This window comes from Methylobacterium sp. V23, from assembly GCF_002917135.1.
In the GTDB taxonomy this organism is placed as follows: Bacteria; Pseudomonadota; Alphaproteobacteria; order Rhizobiales; family Beijerinckiaceae; genus Methylobacterium.
In genome coordinates this window covers 140,013-157,253 of the sequence record NZ_PDHT01000005.1, presented here as the reverse complement: position 1 = coordinate 157,253, position 17,241 = coordinate 140,013, and the positions used below count along the sequence as shown (strand labels likewise).

Here is a 17,241-nt window from a genome sequence, read left to right as displayed (position 1 = left end):
CGACGTCGATGAGCCAGCCCCTGATCCTCTCCCCGAACCAGCCCTCCGAACGCGCCGCTCGCGTCGCCCCGTTCCTCGCCATGGACGTGATGTCGGCCGCCGCCGCCCGCGAGGCGCGCGGGGAGGGCGTCGTGCACATGGAGGTCGGCCAGCCCTCGGCGCCGGCCCCGCGCGCGGTGATCGCGGCCGCACAGGCCGCCCTGGCGACCGGCGCGTTGCCCTACACCCAGGCTCTCGGACTGCCGGCCCTGCGCGAGCGCATCGCGCGCCACTATGCCGAGACCTACGGGGTCACGGTCTCCCCGAGCCGGATCGTCGTGACGACCGGCTCTTCGGCCGGTTTCGTCCTCGCCTTCCTCGGCCTGTTCGATGCCGGCGCCCGCGTCGCGGTTCCGCAACCGGGCTACCCGGCCTATCGCAGCCTGCTCAATGCCCTCGACCTCGTCCCGGCGCCCCTGGTGCTGCAGGACGCGGACCGCTTCGCCCCCACCGGCGCCGCCCTGCGGGCGCTGCACGAGCGGGAGGGCTTATCCGGCATCCTGGTGATGAGCCCGGCCAACCCTTCCGGCACCGTGATCGAGCCGGCACGCCTCGCCGACCTCTGTGCCACGGCCCGCGAGCTCAACCTGCGCTTCATCTCCGACGAGATTTATCACGGGCTCGCCTACGGCGTGCCGACCGAGACGGCCCTGCGCTACGACGACGAGGCGATCGTCATCAACTCGTTCTCGAAGACCTGGTGCATGACCGGCTGGCGCATCGGCTGGATGGTGGTGCCGGACTGGCTCGCGCGACCCGTCGAGCGACTGGCACAGAACCTCTACATCTCGGCGCCCTATCTCTCGCAAGTCGCAGCGCTGGCGGCCTTCGACGCCGTGGAGGAGGTCGAGGCGGTGCGCGCGGGCTACGCCGCCAACCGAGCGCTGCTCCTCGACGCCTTCCCGGGGCTAGGCCTCGGCCGGACGCATCCGGCCGACGGCGCCTTCTACCTCTACGCCGACGTTGCGAACCTCACCAATGACTCGGTCGCATTCTGCCGCCGCATGCTCGACGAGGCGGGGGTCGCCGCGACGCCGGGTCTCGATTTCGACGGGCAGGAAGGCGGCCACCACGTCCGCTTCTCGTTCGCCGGCTCGAACGCCGATTGCGTCGATGCGGTGCGGCGCCTCAAGGCTTGGCTGCGCTGAAACGCGAAACGGGGTGGGCTCGACACCCACCCCGCTCGCATTCATCCGTTGCGGACGATCACTCGCCCGTCAGGGCCGCCTTGGTCCGGGACCACCAGCCGGCCCGCTTGGGACGATCCGGATCGGACGGAGGCGTGAGCACCACCGCCACCGGCTCAGGCACCGGCTTCGGCGCAGGCGCCGGCTCCATCGTCCGAGGGGCTTCGGCCTGCGGCTCCATCGCCACCGGCGCTTCCAGGGCGACCGGCGCAGCAGTCTCGGTTGCCGCGGGCGACACCGCCTCGGACACAGCCGCGGCACTCACCGGCTCCTCGCCGCCGAGGAACGCGGATGGGGCGTCGGCGGCCCCTTCGTCGCCCTCGACCGAAGCGACCGGCCGATCGTCCATGGACGGCTCACTACCGCTCTGGTGGGCATGGTCCTGATGCTCCGACCCATGGCCGCCGGCCTCCTGGCCAGCCCCCTCGCCGTCGCGTCCGCGACCGTCGCGGTCACGACCTCGGCCGCCGCGGCGACCCCGACGACGCCGGCGGCCGCTGCCATCCTCGTCGCCGGAAGCGGGGATCTCAGCGGATGCCACCGTCTCGTCGCCCTCGGCCTGCGCGGCGATGTCCTCGGACTCCTCGCCGTCGCCCTCGCCGTCCTCGTCGCCCTCCGAAGCCGACTCGCCCCCGGTCTGCTCGCCTGCGTCCTGGCGACCACCCCGACGACGACGACGACGGCGACGTCCACCGCGGCCCTCGCCGCCATCGGCGGCCTTCTCACGCGTCTCCTCGGCAGAAGCCCCGGCCTCGGATTCCTCGGTCTCGGCCTCCGCCTCGACGGTCTCCTCCTCGACTTCCGGGTCGAAATCCTCCTCGGGCTCCAGGGCCGAGTTGATCGCCACGGCGCGCACGCCCGTCACCGGCCCCTCGGCACGGACCGCGGGCTCGCCGCGGTCCAGCTGGAAGGCGGAGGTGGCGGCGAGGCGCTCGTCGGCGGCGATGGTCAGCGACACGCCGAAGCGGACTTCGAGCTCGCGCAGGTGCGCCCGCTTCTGGTTCAGAATGTAGAGCGCCACCTCCGTGCGGGTGCGCAGGATGAGGTTGTGGGTCGTGCTCTTGAGGAGCGACTCCTCGATCGCCCGCAGGATCTGCAGCGCCACCGACGAGGTCGCGCGCACGTAGCCCGAGCCACCGCAATGGGTGCAGGGCAGGGACGAGCTCTCCAGCATGCCGGTGCGGATGCGCTGGCGGCTCATCTCCAGGAGGCCGAAGGGCGAGATCCGGCCGACCTGAATGCGGGCGCGGTCGTTCTTCAGGCACTCGTTGAGCTTCTTCTCGACGGCGCGATTGTTGCGCTTCTCCTCCATGTCGATGAAGTCGATCACGACGAGGCCGGCAAGATCGCGCAAGCGCAGCTGGCGGGCGACCTCCTCGGCCGCCTCCAGGTTGGTGCGCAGGGCGGTGTCCTCGATGTCATGCTCGCGGGTGGAGCGCCCCGAGTTGACGTCGATGGAGACGAGGGCTTCGGTCGGGTTGATGACGAGGTAGCCGCCCGATTTCAGGGTGACGTGGGTGGAGAACATCGCGTCGAGTTGCTGCTCGACCCCGTAGCGCGCGAAGATCGGCGTCGAGTCCCGGTAGGGCTGCACGACCTTCGACTGGCCCGGCATCAGCATGCGCATGAAGTCGCGGGCCTCGCGGTAGGCCTCATCGCCCGCCACCAGAATGTCGTCGATGTCCTTGTTGTAGAGGTCGCGGATGGCGCGCTTGATGAGCGAGCCTTCCTCGTAGACCAGGGCCGGCGCGGAGGAAGACAGCGTCAGCTCGCGCACGCTCTCCCACAGGCGCATCAGGTACTCGAAGTCGCGCTTGATCTCGGGCTTGGTGCGCGAGGCACCGGCCGTGCGCAGGATGACGCCCATGCCTTCCGGCACCTCGAGGTCCTGGGCGACTTCCTTCAGGCGCTTGCGATCGGCAGCCGAGGTGATCTTGCGGGAGATACCGCCGCCACGGCCGGTGTTCGGCATCAGCACCGAGTAGCGCCCGGCCAGGGACAGGTAGGTGGTCAGCGCCGCGCCCTTGGTGCCGCGCTCTTCCTTGACGACCTGCACCAAGATGATCTGGCGGCGCTTGATGACCTCTTGGATCTTGTAATGGCGACGATAGGTGCGCGGGCGCTCCGGGATCTCGGCCAGGGCATCGCCGCCGACCTGAGCGATCTTCTGCGGCCGCTCGCCGTCCTCGCCCTCGCTCTCCTCGTCGTCTTCCTCGTCATCCTCGTCGGAATCGTCGTCGTCCTCCTCGGACTCGTCGTCCGAATCGTCGTCCTCCGAATCCTCGTCGCTCTCGTCCGCATCGTCCTCCTCGGACTCGTCCTCGGACGTGGTCTCGGTGCCGGGTGCGTCATCCTGGGAGGCGACAGCTTCGCCCATGGGCGCGGCTTCCAGCGCCAGCTCGGCAGCCGGCTCGACCGGTGCCTCGGCGGTCGCGCCGACGGGACCGGCCTCGTCGCGGGACTGGCCTTCCGGCGCGGACGGCTCGGCACCCTCGGAGGTCTCGCCGCTCGCCAGGGCGGCCTGCGGCAGATCGGCGGATTCGTCGCTGCCGGGCAGGATCGCCGGCGACGCGTTTCCGAGGCCGCCCTCGAGCAGCGCGTCGGCGACGCCGATCGCCGGATCGTTGGACGAGGTGGCGTCGAACGAGGTCGCGTCGAAGGAGGTCTCACCGGTGGAGAACGCGGCGTCGTGCGCCTCGCCGGGCGTCGGTGCGCCGACGTCCTCGGACGTCACGGTCTCGGACGTCCGGGCCTTCTTGGCGGAGGTCCCATCGCGACGGCCACGCGAGCGGCGGCGGGGCTTGCGCTCCTCGCGCTCCCGGTGCTCCTCGGCCTCGCGGGCCTCGTCCTCGAGCAGGGCCTGACGGTCCGCGAGGGGGATCTGGTAGTAGTCCGGGTGGATCTCGCTGAAGGCGAGGAAGCCGTGGCGGTTGCCGCCGTACTCGATGAAGGCGGCCTGGAGCGAGGGCTCCACGCGAGTCACCTTGGCGAGATAGATATTGCCGCGAAGCTGGCGCCTGTTGGCGGCCTCGAAGTCGAATTCCTCGACTCTAGACCCGTGAACCGTGACGACCCGGGTCTCCTCCGGGTGCATCGCGTCGATGAGCATCTTGTTGTTGTTGGCCATGACGAACTTTCGACATGGCGGTCGACGTCGTTCTCCTCGAACCGCGCGGTCCCGATGGGGCACCGACCGGTCCGGGCGCTATGGCCCAGCGGGTCGGTGCCCGTGACGACCCGGGGAAGGGGGTCGCGGAAGCTGTGGGGAAGGGATTGCCGCCAACCGCCGTTGGGCGCCGGATCTCGGCGCGCGTGGGGTTGATCCTGGCCAGGGTCGACGAGAAGGCGCCACCACGCGAAACGCGCAGGCGTTGAACACGAGCAACGGCAACCGATGCTGTGTGTCCGCTCATTCTCTCCCTGACCTCGCGAAGACTGTCTGGGCCCATCCGAGGACAGGCCGGCATGTGCAGAACGGTGCGGCGGCCGAAAAGGCCACCGAATGAACCGACTCCCACCCGGCCTTGCTATGCCGCCATGTCTGACGCGGGAAACCGACTGCGAAGGCGACTCGACGCAATGCCGAACCGCGCCCGCGGGCCGCGGAGCAAACCGCACGGCACCGGGAAGGGGACCGTATCATTACAGAGCGTCGCGACGTTTTGGCAAGGTCCTTAATCTTTGATCGGCCGCCGCGACCTGACATGCCCACACGAGACCTCGGCCCGGGGATCGCCCCCGGCGCCGGCCGCGACGGGCGCTGTCGCCCGCGGGACACAAGCGGCGGCGAAGTGGAGCGCGGCCTTTGAGGAACGGTTAACCATCCCGTCGGTATCCCGTAGAGGCTGGCGGACGCCGTAGCCCGCTCGCGGACACGCTCCCCCGGGGCGTGACCGTGCTCACGGGGATGATAGCCGGAACGATGCCGAGACGCGCCCGCCTTCTCCGCTCCGTCCTTCTCGCGCTGGCCTGCGCCGGAGCGAGCCCGTTCGTCGGGATCGGCGCTTGGGCACAGGACACCGACAAGGCTCATGGCACCGCCTCCCAGGCCGCCGTTGCCATCGCGGCGGACCTCGCGACGAGCAGCGGCACCACGAAGCTGACCCTGACCCTCTCGAAGGCCATCGAGGCGAAGGCTTTCGTGATGGAGCGTCCCGATCGGGCGGTCATCGATCTGGCGGAAGTGAATTTCCAGCTCGGACCGGAAACCGGCCGGAAGCGCGACGGCGTGGTCGCCTCCTTCCGCTACGGGCTCTTCGCCCCGGGACGATCGCGCATCGTCGTCGACCTCGCCCAGCCGGCGACGGTCGGCCGAATCGAGACCGTGACGCGACCGCGCGACGGCGCCGTGCTGCTCAGCATCGAGTTCCAGCGCAGCGATCGTGAAGGCTTCCGCCGCGCCTCGGTGGCGAGCGATCCGGCACCGGCCCAGCGCAAGGTCGCGACCCTCCCGGAACCGACGGACGCCCGCCCCCTGATCATGGTCGATGCAGGCCACGGCGGCACCGATCCCGGCGCTATCGCGGCCACCGGCGTCTTCGAGAAGGACATCGTATTCGGCTTCGCCCAGGCGCTGGTGACCCGCCTCGAATCCAGCGGCCGCTATCGGGTGCGGATGACTCGGGATCGTGACGTCTTCGTGCCGCTCTCGGAGCGCGTCCGCCTCGCCCGCGAGGCGAAGGCCGACCTCTTCGTCTCGATCCATGCGGACTCGATCTCGTCGGCGCCCCAGGTGCGCGGTGCCACCATCTACACGGGCTCCGAGAAGGCCACCGACGCCGAATCGGCCAAGCTCGCCGAGCGCGAGAACCGCGCCGACGCGGCGGCTGGCACCGAATCGAACGAGGGCCCCGGCCATGTCGCCGACATCCTGCAGGAACTCACCCTGCGCGAGACCCGGACGTTCTCGTCGGGGTTCGCCAAGCGGTTGATGACCCATCTCGGTCCGGTCATGGAAATGAGCGCCAAGCCCCACCGCGAGGCCGGCTTCCAGGTTCTTCGCTCGCCCGACGTTCCCTCGGTGCTGGTGGAACTCGGCTACCTGTCCAGCAAGCACGATCTCGACCTGCTGCAATCGGAGGGTTGGCGCGCCGAGGTGACCGGGGGCATGGCCAAGGCGATCGATGCGTTCTTCGGCAGCCGGACGTCGCTGACCCGTCCGCAGCCGCCCCGTCGCTCGGCCGCAATCGCCCCAGTTTCACCATAGAATGCGTGTGAAACCGGGGCTCACAGCGCTCCGGTCACACCGATGCCGATGGTCTCGGCAGGATTGATCGCGGCGCGCTTGAGCGAACGCCGCCGACATCGTGGGCTCGACCGCATTTCACGCGGCGGGACTCTTGCATTTCGGAATGGGACACGGTCCGAAGAGGCACGCGCCATCATGGCGGGTGCTGTCGCGGCCGGCCGGCGGCGGTGGATCATCGACGGACGGGACCCGGATGCGCTTCATCCTTCGTTTCTTCGGCTTCCTGTTCAGCGTCGGCGCGATGGTCTTCGTGATCGCCGCCGCGGCGGCCGCGTTCTTCTACTGGAAATTCAGCCAGGACCTGCCGGATCACGCCGCGCTCGCCAATTACGAGCCGCCCGTGATGAGCCGAGTCCATGCAGCGGACGGCTCGCTGCTGGCCGAGTACGCCAGCGAGCGACGGCTTTACCTGCCGATCCAGGCCATGCCGAAGATCGTCGTCGCGGCCTTCCTCTCGGCCGAGGACAAGAACTTCTACAAGCACGGCGGCGTCGATCCCGAGGGTCTGGTGCGCGCCGCGCTGACGAACTTCAAGAGCGGCAAGAAGCAGGGCGCCTCGACCATCACCCAGCAGGTCGCCAAGAACTTCCTCCTGTCCCCGGAGCAGACCTTCGAGCGCAAGGCCAAGGAGGCGCTGATCGCCTTCCGGATCGAGGCCGCCTACTCGAAGGACAAGATCCTCGAACTTTACCTGAACGAAATCTTCCTCGGGACGATCGTGCCGGGGCGCAACCTGCACGGCGTCGCGGCGGCGGCGCTCGATTATTTCGGCAAGTCGGTTCACGAACTGACGATCAACGAGGCGGCCTACCTCGCCGCCCTGCCGAAGGGGCCGAATAACTACCACCCCTATCGTCAGACCCAGAAGGCGCTTGATCGGCGCAACGAGATCATCGGCCTGATGGCCCAGAACGGGTACATCACCAAGGAAGAGGCCGAGGCGGCCCGCAAGATGCCCCTCGGCGTCAATCCGCGCGTCGCGTTCGCGAACGCGGCCAACGCGAACTACTTCACGGAAGAGGTCCGGCGGGAGATCGCCGAGCGCTACGGCGAGAAGAAGCTCTACGAGGGCGGCCTCTCGGTCCGCGCCACCCTGGATCCGAAGATGCAGTCCTGGGCCCGCAAGGCCCTGGTGGACGGCCTGGTTCGCTACGACCAGTCGCACGGCTGGCGCGGCGCGCAGGCCAAAGTCGATCTCGTCGGTCGCGACTGGGGCCTCGCCGTGGCCGAAGTGCCCGGTCTCGGCGACGTCGCGCCATGGCGGCTTGCCGTGGTGCTGAACACCAATGGCGGCTCCGCCCAGATCGGGCTGCAGCCGCGCCGCGAAGCCTCGGGGCAGGTCTCGAAGGACCGCGAGACCGGGGCGATCACGGCCGAGGGCACCCGCTGGACCGGACGCTCACCCGCCGCGGCGCTCAATGCCGGCGACGTCGTCTACGTCGAGGCGACGGATACGAGCCGCAACCAGTACCGCCTGCGCCAGCGGCCCGAGGTCTCCGGGGCCATCGTGGCGATGGACCCCTATACCGGTCGCGTACACGCGATGGTGGGCGGCTTCTCCTATGACGAGAGCCAGTTCAACCGGGCCACCCAGGCGATGCGCCAGCCCGGCTCGTCCTTCAAGCCGATCGTCTACTCGGCGGCCCTGGACAACGGCTACACCCCGTCCTCCATCGTGCAGGATTCGCCGATCACCATCGAGGCGGGCCCCGGACAGGAGGCCTGGACGCCCTCGAACTACGACGGCAAGTCGGGCGGCCCGCACACGCTGCGCTACGGCATCGAGCACTCGAAGAACCTGATGACGGTTCGGCTGGCCAAGGATGTCGGCATGCCGCTGATCGCCGAATACGCCCGCCGCTTCGGTGTCTACGACGATATGCTCCCCGTGCTGCCGATGTCGCTCGGTGCCGGCGAGACCACCGTCATGCGCATGGTCACCGCCTACTCGATGCTCGCCAATGGTGGTCGGCGCATCCGCCCGACCCTCATCGACCGCATCCAGGATCGCGTCGGCGAGACCATCTACAAGCATGACACCCGCAAATGCCTCGGCTGCGACGCGGACAAGTGGTCGGGCCAGGACGAGCCCAAGCTGGTGGACGATTCCGAGCAGGTCCTCGACCCGCTGACCGCCTACCAGATGGTCTCGATCATGGAAGGCGTGGTCCAGCGCGGCACCGCCACCATCCTCAAGCAGGTCGGCAAGCCGCTCGCCGGCAAGACCGGGACGACGAACGACGCGAAGGATGCCTGGTTCGTCGGCTTCTCGCCGGACCTTGCGGTGGGCGTCTATCTCGGCTTCGACAAGCCGCGCTCCCTGGGCGATCGGGCCACCGGCGGCGGTCTCGCAGCCCCCATCGCCCTCGACTTCCTGAAGCAGGCCCTCAAGGACAAGCCGCCGACGCCGTTCCGCGTGCCCCCGGGCATCAAGCTGATCCGCGTCTCGGCCGCCTCGGGCATGCGCGCCGGCTCGGGCGAGGGTGGTGGTACCATCCTCGAAGCCTTCAAGCCCGGCACCGCCCCGCCCGACGCCTATGTCGCCGCCCCGGCACAGTCCTCCGGCGCCCCGGCCGCGGTTCCGCCGGACGCAGATCGCGCCGCCCAGGCCGGCGGGCTCTACTAGGCCTGCACACCCTTCGCGAACCGCCATCGATCGACATCGCGCCCCGGAGACATCTCCGGGGCGTTCGTCGTTTCAGCCCGCTTTACGCGCCAGGGCGAGATCCGCGAGCTTCTCGATGTTGAAGCCGGTCTGGGGCAGCTCGATCATGAAGCGCTCGGCGATCTCCGAGACCACGAAATCCGGCTTCACCCGCGCGAGGTAGCCCCAGTCGATGCTCGTCGACCACAGGACGTGAACTTCGCGAAAGGTGTCGGCGAGGAGCGGCGTCAGGCTGCCCGTATGCGGGGTCGACGTGTGGTGGCCGTAGGAATCGGCGAACAACACCAGCCGGCGCGGGTCGGCCTCGGACGAGTCGTTTCGGTAGATCACGTGGGCGCCGATATGGGCCGCCTGGCCCCGGCCCTCGGCCTCGAACGCCGTCACGAGGCTGTTGGCATGGATGCGCCGCGCCGCGGTCTCGAACAGGCACGAGTCCACCGTCTCGCTGCGGATCGGATCGAACTTCAGGCCGAGATCGCCGGCATAGGGCGCAGGTGAGCCGATCCGGCGCTGGAGGATATCCTGGCGCGGGGCGAGGCCGAGATGCCGGCAGATCTCACCGTAGGCAAGGAGATACCCGGCGAAGGTCCAGTGGCTGTCGGTCCTGCAATAGAGCGGCACCTCGGCGACGCGGGCTCGGAACGGCCGTACCAGGTCGATCCAGTGGCGCCGGGCCGGCGAGAGACGGAGCCAGCGCTCCAGGCGCAGGACCGGCGCACGCGCGGGATCGAGGGCGAGCGCCTCGCAGGCCTGCGGGTCGATCGTGAGCTTCTCCGGCGCCACCACGTGGGCGTAGCGGGTGCCGAGACCGGCACAGCGCCGCACCCGCGCCTCCAGGATGCGGCGCCAGCGCCAGAGGGTGGCACGGGGCAGCCCCGGATCGCGATACTGGCGCAGCACGGAATTGGTGCCGCCGGTCAGGAAGAGCGTGCCGTCTCGGCCGACATGCACATCCGGGTGCTGCTCCGGTGCCGGCACGCCGGAGGGGCATGCATTGGGGAAACCCTCAGTCATCGCGCGCTTCTAGCGGGCGCGCAGGAAAGGCGCACCCTCATCCGGCGGCCCGCTTCCCCGATCAGAACCCGGCGCGGAGGCCGCCGAAGATGCTGCGGCCGACGCCCGGATAGAACGCCGCCGCGCCGCCCGCGACGGTCCGGGCGTCGGTGACGACGGAGATGTCCGAGACGTAGCGGGCGTCGGTGAGGTTTCGGGCATCGACGAAGACCGAGACGCCGTTGTGGAAGTCGTACCCAGCCTGGATGTTGAGCAGGGCATAGCCCGGCACCTTCAGGCTGTTGGCATGGTCGGCGAAGGCACCCTGAGGCACCCAATCCACGGAAGGGCTGACATGAAAGCCCTCGCGGTTGCGATAGGTCAGGACGGTGCGCAGCACGTCGCAGGGGATGCCGGCGATCTGATTGTCGCCGAAGACCGGGTCGGCGATGAAGCGGAAGTCGTTGTGGGTCCAGATCTGCGAGACCACGACGTTGTCGCCGGATCCGACTAGGTCGCGGGCAAGGTCGAGGGAGACGGCAGCTTCGACACCCTGGTGGCGGGTTCGGGGCGCGTTAAAGGTCGCGGCAGGGATGTTGAGGCCAGGATTGATCGAGAAGTTGATGAGTTCGTCGCGGATCTCCGAGCGATAGAGGGTCACATCCCAGGAAAGCCGGTCGATCCGGCCGCGGGTTCCCGCCTCGTAGGTCACGGCGCGCTGGGCCCGCAGCGGTACGAAGGTCGTGTTCAGGGTGTTCTGCTGCACGAGGTCGGAGAAATCCGGCACGTCGCGCGAGCCGGTGATATCGCCGAAAACCTGCAGGTCCGGCAGGGGTTGCCAGAGCAGGCCGACCTTGGGGTTGATGCCCGCATAGGTCTCGTTGGCCGAGGACGGGAACGCATTGGTGCCCGAGAAGCCGCCCTTGTTGCTGTAGGTCCGGTTCGCGGAGAATGCCTTGGCGCCCGCCATCAGCGCGACGTCCGGCAGGAACCAGAACCGGTTCTCGCCATAGGCTTCGTAGTTCGAGGCACTCTGCACCGCGCGCAGCGTCTGGGCGCCGCGCTGGCCGGCGACGTTGACGAACTGGAGCGCCGAGTTCTGGCCCGCGAAGGCGCGCAGGCCGACGATCAGGTCGTTGCGATAGCCGGCGATATCGAAGGTCCCGGCCCAGTGTGGGGCGATCCCGTAGGTCCAGCCGTCCTGGTCGATGACCTGGAAGATCGGATGGTAGAGCGACTTGTGAATCGCCCAGGTGTCGATGTCGAGCTTGCCGACATCGAGCAGGAACGAGGTGCGGTTGGCGATCCGCTCGGTCTCGACTTTCCGGGACTGGTTGCCGGAAATCGCCGACGGGTTGGCGAGCGTCGGATTGTTCAGGGCATTGAAGAGGCTGAGCGTACCGGGGAGCTTCTGGTCGGTCAGGTAGATGCCGGCATAGAAACGGGTCTCGACGCCCGGCGCGAGCTGGTAGCCGAGATTGGCGTTGAAGTTCTGCGTCCGCTGGGTCTCGTGGTCCCGATAGCCGTCGGAATTGGTGATCGTACCGTTGACCAGGAGGTCGACCGGGCCGGCGATCCGCGAGACCTGGAAGTTCTCGCGGATCGTGTTGAAGGCGCCGCCGTCGATGCGCAGGATATTCGGCGCGAAGGCGGTCTGGGCCGTGGGCGTGACGACGTTGATCGCCCCGCCCAGGGTCGTCGCCCCGAACGTCAGGGCGTTGCCGCCCTTGTAGACCTCGATCGAGCGCAGCCCCAGGGGATCGACCTGGTAGAAGTCGCCGCTGCCGTCCGCGAGGTTCAGGGGGATGCCGTCCTGAAGCAACTCGAGGCCGCGCAGGTGGAAGCCGCGCGCGATGCCCGAGCCGCGCACCGACAGTCGGAGCTCCTGGCCGTAGCGCTCCTGCACGTAGACGCCGGGCACGTCCTTGAGGGTGTCGCGCAGCGTATTGGCGTAGCGGTCCTGGAAGTCCTTGGCATCGACGAACGCGACGGAGCCGACGGTGGCGTTCACCGCGGCGAGCTGCGCCGCAACGCTCGGCACCGTGAGGGAGCCGGCCGAGGCCCCCTCGATACTGAGTTCGGACAAGGTCGCGGCGGCCGTCTCCTCGGCGGCGGCCGGTGTCACGCAGACGGCGAGGGTCAGGAGCGAGGCGCCCCCCAGGAGGGCGAGGGCGCAGCCCTCGCGCCGAGGCGCAGGGCGTGCGGACACATCGGGGGAGGTAGACACACTTTGGGGAGCGGGCATGGGACAGGCTCCGGACCATGGGCCCGCGCTTCGCCTTTGCGCGAAGGGGCCGGGCATGATCCCGATGGGAGAAGGGTGGGGTGGGGGACGCCGCGCGGAAGCGTGCGCGGCGAATCGTGCGGCTTGGGACGGTCTGACGACGGACGCGGCTCGGCGTCGGTCCGGTCGCCGTCAGCGGAATCAGCCCGGCCCTGGATATCCCGGGATCCGGGAATCCGCGACGTCAGTGCTCGTGAGGACCCGGTGCCGTTGCGGCGGCCGCGGGTGCACCCGGCTTCATGGCGCCGATCGGCGCCACGCTGAAGCTGACGGGCACGGTGCCGGCCCGCTCGAAGCGCAACGTACCCGGGACTGTCTCGCCGGCCTTGGGGCCACTCGCGAGATCCTCGAACATGAGGTGCAGGCCGCCGGGCTTCAGCTCCACCGTCTCGCCCGGCTTGATCACGAGGCCACCCTCGACGGGAGCCATCTTCATCACGCCGCCCTCCATGGTCATGGAGTGGATCGAGGCACGTCCCGCCAGGGGGATCGAGGCGCCGACGAGGCGGTCGGCCTGGCTCCCGGTGTTGGTGACGCGGATATAGCCGCCCGCCACCTTGGCGCCGCCGGGCGTCGCGCGCATCCACGGCGTCTCGATGCTGAGATCGCCGGCCTTCACGCTCGATGCCTCGGCCCGGGCCGGGCTGGAAGCCGCGGCCACGATGCGGACGCCGGGGGCGGGGGACTTCAGTGCATGGGCATCCTGCCCCGCGGCCGGGATCTCGCGCCAGCGGTACTGCCCCGCGGTGCAGTCCTGCTCGACGGGGAAGTAGACCGTGCTGCCGGGTGTGAAGGCGTCGCTGACCCGCGCCAGGAAGGTGAACTCGTCGACCTGATCGTCGGGCAGGCTGCCGCCGGTCCAGGTGATGGTCTTCACGCCCTCGCGGATATCCCCGTGGTAATACGGATAGGCCCGGGCGTAGGGGCCCTTCTCGGTCGTCACGGTCCAGCCGGGCTTCGGCATCGGCTTGGCACCGATCACGCCCTCCGGAATGGTGACGCTGACGCGGTTTGTCGGCTGGCCGTCGCAGCCATGGGTGATCTGCACGACGCCGCGGTAACCGGCATTCGGACTCGCTTCCTTGCGCTCCAGGGTGGCGTGCGCGAGGGAGGCGGTGGCGGACAGGGTGAGGAGAAGGCCTGCGAAGAGCTCGGCCCGGGGGATGCGGTTCATCGAAAGGTCCAGGTCTGATGGGATCGGGAATCGGCGATCGAATCAGACGGCGGGTGGACCTCGAGGATGGGGAATCGTGCCCGGCGGTCCGCGTGCGGAGACGGACGCCTCGCGCTGCCAGGCGACCCGGTGCGTCGCGTGGACCGGCCAGACGATGGTGCGGGCCGATACCTCCGGCAATGCCGCGTGCAGCATCGACCCGGCCACGGTGCAGCAGGGCTGGTGATGGGCGTGGGTCGAATCGGGCGCGCTGGGACCAGACTCGTCGATCGGCCCAAGGCAGAGGATGCCGTGCGCCGCGGAGACGGGCAGGGGAACGAGTCCACTGAGGACGGCGTGGAGAACGAACGCATAGAGCGCGACCACCGCAGTGATCGCGCGCAGCGGGGCCCACCCTCCGTGGCCAGCCTGTTTCGCCGGAAGCGTCATCGTCGTTCGGCTTACGCCATCGGCCATCGTTTCGCCACGCCGATTACACGGTGCGACACAGTGCTGTGGCACACGAGCCGCAGTCGAGAGGATGTGTCCGGGGATCACGGGGATAAGCCGTGCCGTGCCACAATGTGGCCGGGTCCCCATGAGTTCTTAACCGTACCCCGACACGGTCGTGACAGGGGGTGTTCCAAGACCTCGGCGCGCATCGCCGGGACCGACGACACCGCACGTCACTTCGTAAATCAGATCAGAGTTCACGTCCGATGCTGAATCAGGCTTTCCACACTCGCGCGCTCGGCTTCGCGCTGCTCGCATCGGCGGCCGTCATCGGCCAGTCGGCGACGGCGCGCGAGGCCGGCGGCTTCGCCCAGGCCGAGTGGGCGCAGGACTACGCCTCGCCCGCCGCCATGCAGGTGCAGCGCTCCTCGACCCCGATCCTGTCGCCCCAGACCGTGGCGGCGACGGAGCAGATGATCGAGCGCTACCGGGACATCGTCAATCGCGGAGGCTGGAAGCCGGTCTCGGGCGCGGATCGCCTGCGCGTCGGCGCCAAGGGGCCGGCCGTGGCCGCTCTGCGCCAGCGCCTGATCGTCACGGGCGATCTCGACCCGGCCTCCGGCGGTTCGGGCGTCTATGATTCCTACGTGGCGGCGGGCGTGAAGCGCTTCCAGGCCCGGCACGGGCTGAGCCAGACCGGCGCCATGAGCCTCACCACCCAGCAGGCCATGAACGTGCCGGCGGACGTGCGCCTGCACCAGCTCGAGATCAACGTGGTTCGCCTGCGCTCCTATGCCGGCAACCTCGGCAACCGCTTCGTCATCACCAACATCCCCGCCGCCCTGGTTCAGACGGTGGAGAACGGCCAGGTCGTGACCCTGCACGCTGCCGGCGTCGGCAAGATCGACCGCCAGTCGCCGATCATGAACACCAAGGCGACGCAGATCAATTTCAATCCCTTCTGGACGGTCCCGGCTTCCATCGTGAAGAAGGACCTCATCCCCAAGATGCAGAAGGACCCGACCTACCTCACCGAGAACAAGATCCGCATCTTCTCGGGTGAGACCGAGATCTCGCCGGCTTCGGTGAACTGGAACTCGGACGAGGGCACGCGCTACCGCTACCGCCAGGATTCGGGCGCCGACTTCAACTCGATGGGCATCGTGCGCATCAACATTCCGAATCCCTACGGCGTGTTCATGCACGACACGAACACCAAGGGCGTGTTCGGCGACGACTTCCGCTTCATCTCCTCGGGCTGCGTCCGCGTGCAGAACGTGCGCGAGTACATCACCTGGCTTCTCAAGGACACGCCCGGCTGGGGCCGCGAGCAGGTCGAGCAGGCCATCGAGAGCGGCAAGCGCGTCGACGCCACCCTGTCGACCCCGGTGCCGGTCTACTGGACGTACATCACCGCCTGGTCGACCCCGGACGGCCTCGTCCAGTTCCGCGACGACATCTACAAGCGTGACGGCGTGAACGTGCCCTCGACCCTCTCGGCCCCGACCCCGGTCGCCAGCGCCGAGCAGGTCCAGAGCTTCGAGCCGGGCGACGAGGAGAACTGAGTTTCCTCACCGGTTTCGCACCCGCTGACGCTCGAGGCCCGCACCCCCAGGTGCGGGCCTCCTTGCATTCTGCGGGTCTCCTTGCATTCTGCGGGCTGTGTTGCGTCGTGCGGGCCTTTTTGCCTCGTGTATGCGACGCCACGACACGGGTTGTTGTCGCGTCGACTCAGCGTGCCGCGCTCTGTGCTGAATTTTTTTGAGCACACGCAAAAAAATGCCTGTGCTTGGCCTCGGAACTCGTCGCGTGTAGTAATCCAGCCTTCGAACGCCCGCCCGCCAACGCCAGCGGATTACGGGTGCGTCCGCCCGTTCAACAATCGAGGCTTTCCATGAGCGCCGGTACTGCTGCCGACAAGCACTTCTCCAACACCTTCTTCGCTGCTCCCCTCGCGGACGCGGATCCGGAGATCGCCCAGGCGGTGGCCCAGGAACTCGGCCGCCAGCAGCACGAGATCGAGCTGATCGCCTCCGAGAACATCGTCTCGCGCGCGGTTCTCGAGGCGCAGGGCTCGGTGCTGACGAACAAGTACGCCGAGGGCTATCCGGGCCGTCGCTACTACGGCGGCTGCCAGTTCGTCGACATCGCCGAGAACCTGGCCATCGATCGCGCCAAGCGCCTGTTCAACTGCGGCTTCGCCAACGTGCAGCCGAACTCCGGCAGCCAGGCGAACCAGGGCGTGTTCCTGGCCCTGATGCAGCCGGGCGACACCTTCCTCGGCCTCGACCTCGCGGCCGGCGGCCACCTCACCCACGGCGCCCCCCCGAACGTCTCCGGCAAGTGGTTCAAGCCGGTCTCCTACACCGTGCGCCGTGACGACCAGCGCATCGACATGGAGCAGGTCGAGGCCCTCGCCCACGAGCACAAGCCCAAGGTGATCATCGCCGGCGGCTCCGGCTACCCGCGCCACTGGGACTTCGCCAAGTTCCGTGAGATCGCCGACGCCGTCGGCGCCTACTTCTTCGTCGACGCGGCCCACTTCGCGGGCCTGATCGCGGCCGGCGTGCATCCGTCGCCGTTCCCGCATGCCCACGTCGTGACCACGACGACCCACAAGACCCTGCGCGGCCCGCGCGGCGGCATGATCCTGACGAACGACGAGGCGCTGGCCAAGAAGTTCAACTCGGCGATCTTCCCCGGCATCCAGGGCGGCCCGCTCATGCACGTCATCGCCGGCAAGGCCGTGGCCTTCGGCGAGGCGCTCAAGCCCGAGTTCAAGATCTACGCCAAGCAGGTGATCGAGAACGCCAAGGCGCTGGCCGACACCCTGATGACGAGCGGCTACAACATCACCTCGGGCGGCACCGACAACCACCTCATGCTGGTCGACCTCACCAGCAAGGGCTTGACCGGCAAGGCGGCGGAAGCGGCCCTCAGCCGCGCCGACATCACCTGCAACAAGAACGGCGTGCCGTTCGACACGCAGAAGCCCACCATCACCTCGGGCATCCGCCTCGGCACCCCGGCCGGCACCTCGCGCGGCTTCGGCGTTGCCGAATTCAAGCAGATCGGCAGCCTCATCGTCGAGGTTCTCGATGGCCTCGTGGCCAAGGGCGATGAGGGCGATGCCGCGGTCGAGGCGAGCGTGAAGCAGCGGGTGCACGCCCTGACCGACCGGTTCCCGATCTACGGCTGAGGCGCAACGCCCCGCCCACG

Annotated in this window: 10 protein-coding genes; 5 read left to right on the top strand and 5 right to left on the bottom strand. The window is 68.7% G+C overall.

The window, feature by feature from the left end:
* Positions 1–8 precede the first annotated feature (8 nt).
* A complete protein-coding gene (locus CRT23_RS07365) occupies positions 9–1,187 on the top strand; it encodes an aminotransferase class I/II-fold pyridoxal phosphate-dependent enzyme (protein WP_103709174.1) in 1,179 nt (392 codons plus the stop codon).
* 58 nt (positions 1,188–1,245) lie between these two features.
* Here CRT23_RS07365 and CRT23_RS07360 read toward each other — a convergent pair whose 3' ends face one another.
* The gene (locus CRT23_RS07360; protein ID WP_103709173.1) at positions 1,246–4,353 is read right to left on the bottom strand and encodes a ribonuclease E/G; all 3,108 of its coding nucleotides are present in this window, start codon (positions 4,351–4,353) and stop codon (positions 1,246–1,248) included.
* Positions 4,354–5,148: 795 nt separating this feature from the next.
* Between CRT23_RS07360 and CRT23_RS07355 the strand changes: the two genes are divergently transcribed.
* A complete protein-coding gene (locus tag CRT23_RS07355; RefSeq protein ID WP_103709172.1) occupies positions 5,149–6,432 on the top strand; it encodes an N-acetylmuramoyl-L-alanine amidase in 1,284 nt (427 codons plus the stop codon).
* A 235-nt stretch (positions 6,433–6,667) separates the two neighbouring features.
* Positions 6,668–9,100, top strand: coding sequence for a penicillin-binding protein 1A (locus tag CRT23_RS07350; protein ID WP_103709171.1), 2,433 nt, complete (start codon positions 6,668–6,670; stop codon positions 9,098–9,100).
* 72 nt (positions 9,101–9,172) lie between these two features.
* Here the strand turns inward: CRT23_RS07350 and CRT23_RS07345 are convergent, their stop codons facing one another.
* The 4 genes from CRT23_RS07345 to CRT23_RS07330 all read right to left on the bottom strand — a co-directional run bounded on the left by CRT23_RS07345 (position 9,173) and on the right by CRT23_RS07330 (position 13,956).
* Positions 9,173–10,153 carry a hypothetical protein gene (locus CRT23_RS07345; protein WP_103709170.1) on the bottom strand — a complete coding sequence of 327 codons (981 nt, stop codon included), beginning with the start codon at positions 10,151–10,153 and terminating at the stop codon, positions 9,173–9,175.
* A 61-nt stretch (positions 10,154–10,214) separates the two neighbouring features.
* Positions 10,215–12,377 carry a TonB-dependent receptor gene (locus CRT23_RS07340; RefSeq protein ID WP_103709169.1) on the bottom strand — a complete coding sequence of 721 codons (2,163 nt, stop codon included), beginning with the start codon at positions 12,375–12,377 and terminating at the stop codon, positions 10,215–10,217.
* 223 nt (positions 12,378–12,600) lie between these two features.
* Positions 12,601–13,590, bottom strand: coding sequence for a DUF1775 domain-containing protein (locus CRT23_RS07335; protein WP_103709168.1), 990 nt, complete (start codon positions 13,588–13,590; stop codon positions 12,601–12,603).
* Positions 13,591–13,632: 42 nt separating this feature from the next.
* Positions 13,633–13,956: a hypothetical protein gene (locus CRT23_RS07330; protein WP_245436028.1), complete on the bottom strand. Its 324-nt coding sequence runs from the start codon at positions 13,954–13,956 to the stop codon at positions 13,633–13,635.
* Between the two features lie 332 nt (positions 13,957–14,288).
* On the opposite strand from CRT23_RS07330, the gene CRT23_RS07325 reads away from it, so the two are divergent.
* The gene (locus CRT23_RS07325; protein ID WP_055952428.1) at positions 14,289–15,587 is read left to right on the top strand and encodes a L,D-transpeptidase family protein; all 1,299 of its coding nucleotides are present in this window, start codon (positions 14,289–14,291) and stop codon (positions 15,585–15,587) included.
* 329 nt (positions 15,588–15,916) lie between these two features.
* The gene (gene glyA / locus CRT23_RS07320) at positions 15,917–17,221 is read left to right on the top strand and encodes a serine hydroxymethyltransferase (RefSeq protein ID WP_055952431.1); all 1,305 of its coding nucleotides are present in this window, start codon (positions 15,917–15,919) and stop codon (positions 17,219–17,221) included.
* Positions 17,222–17,241 lie beyond the last annotated feature (20 nt).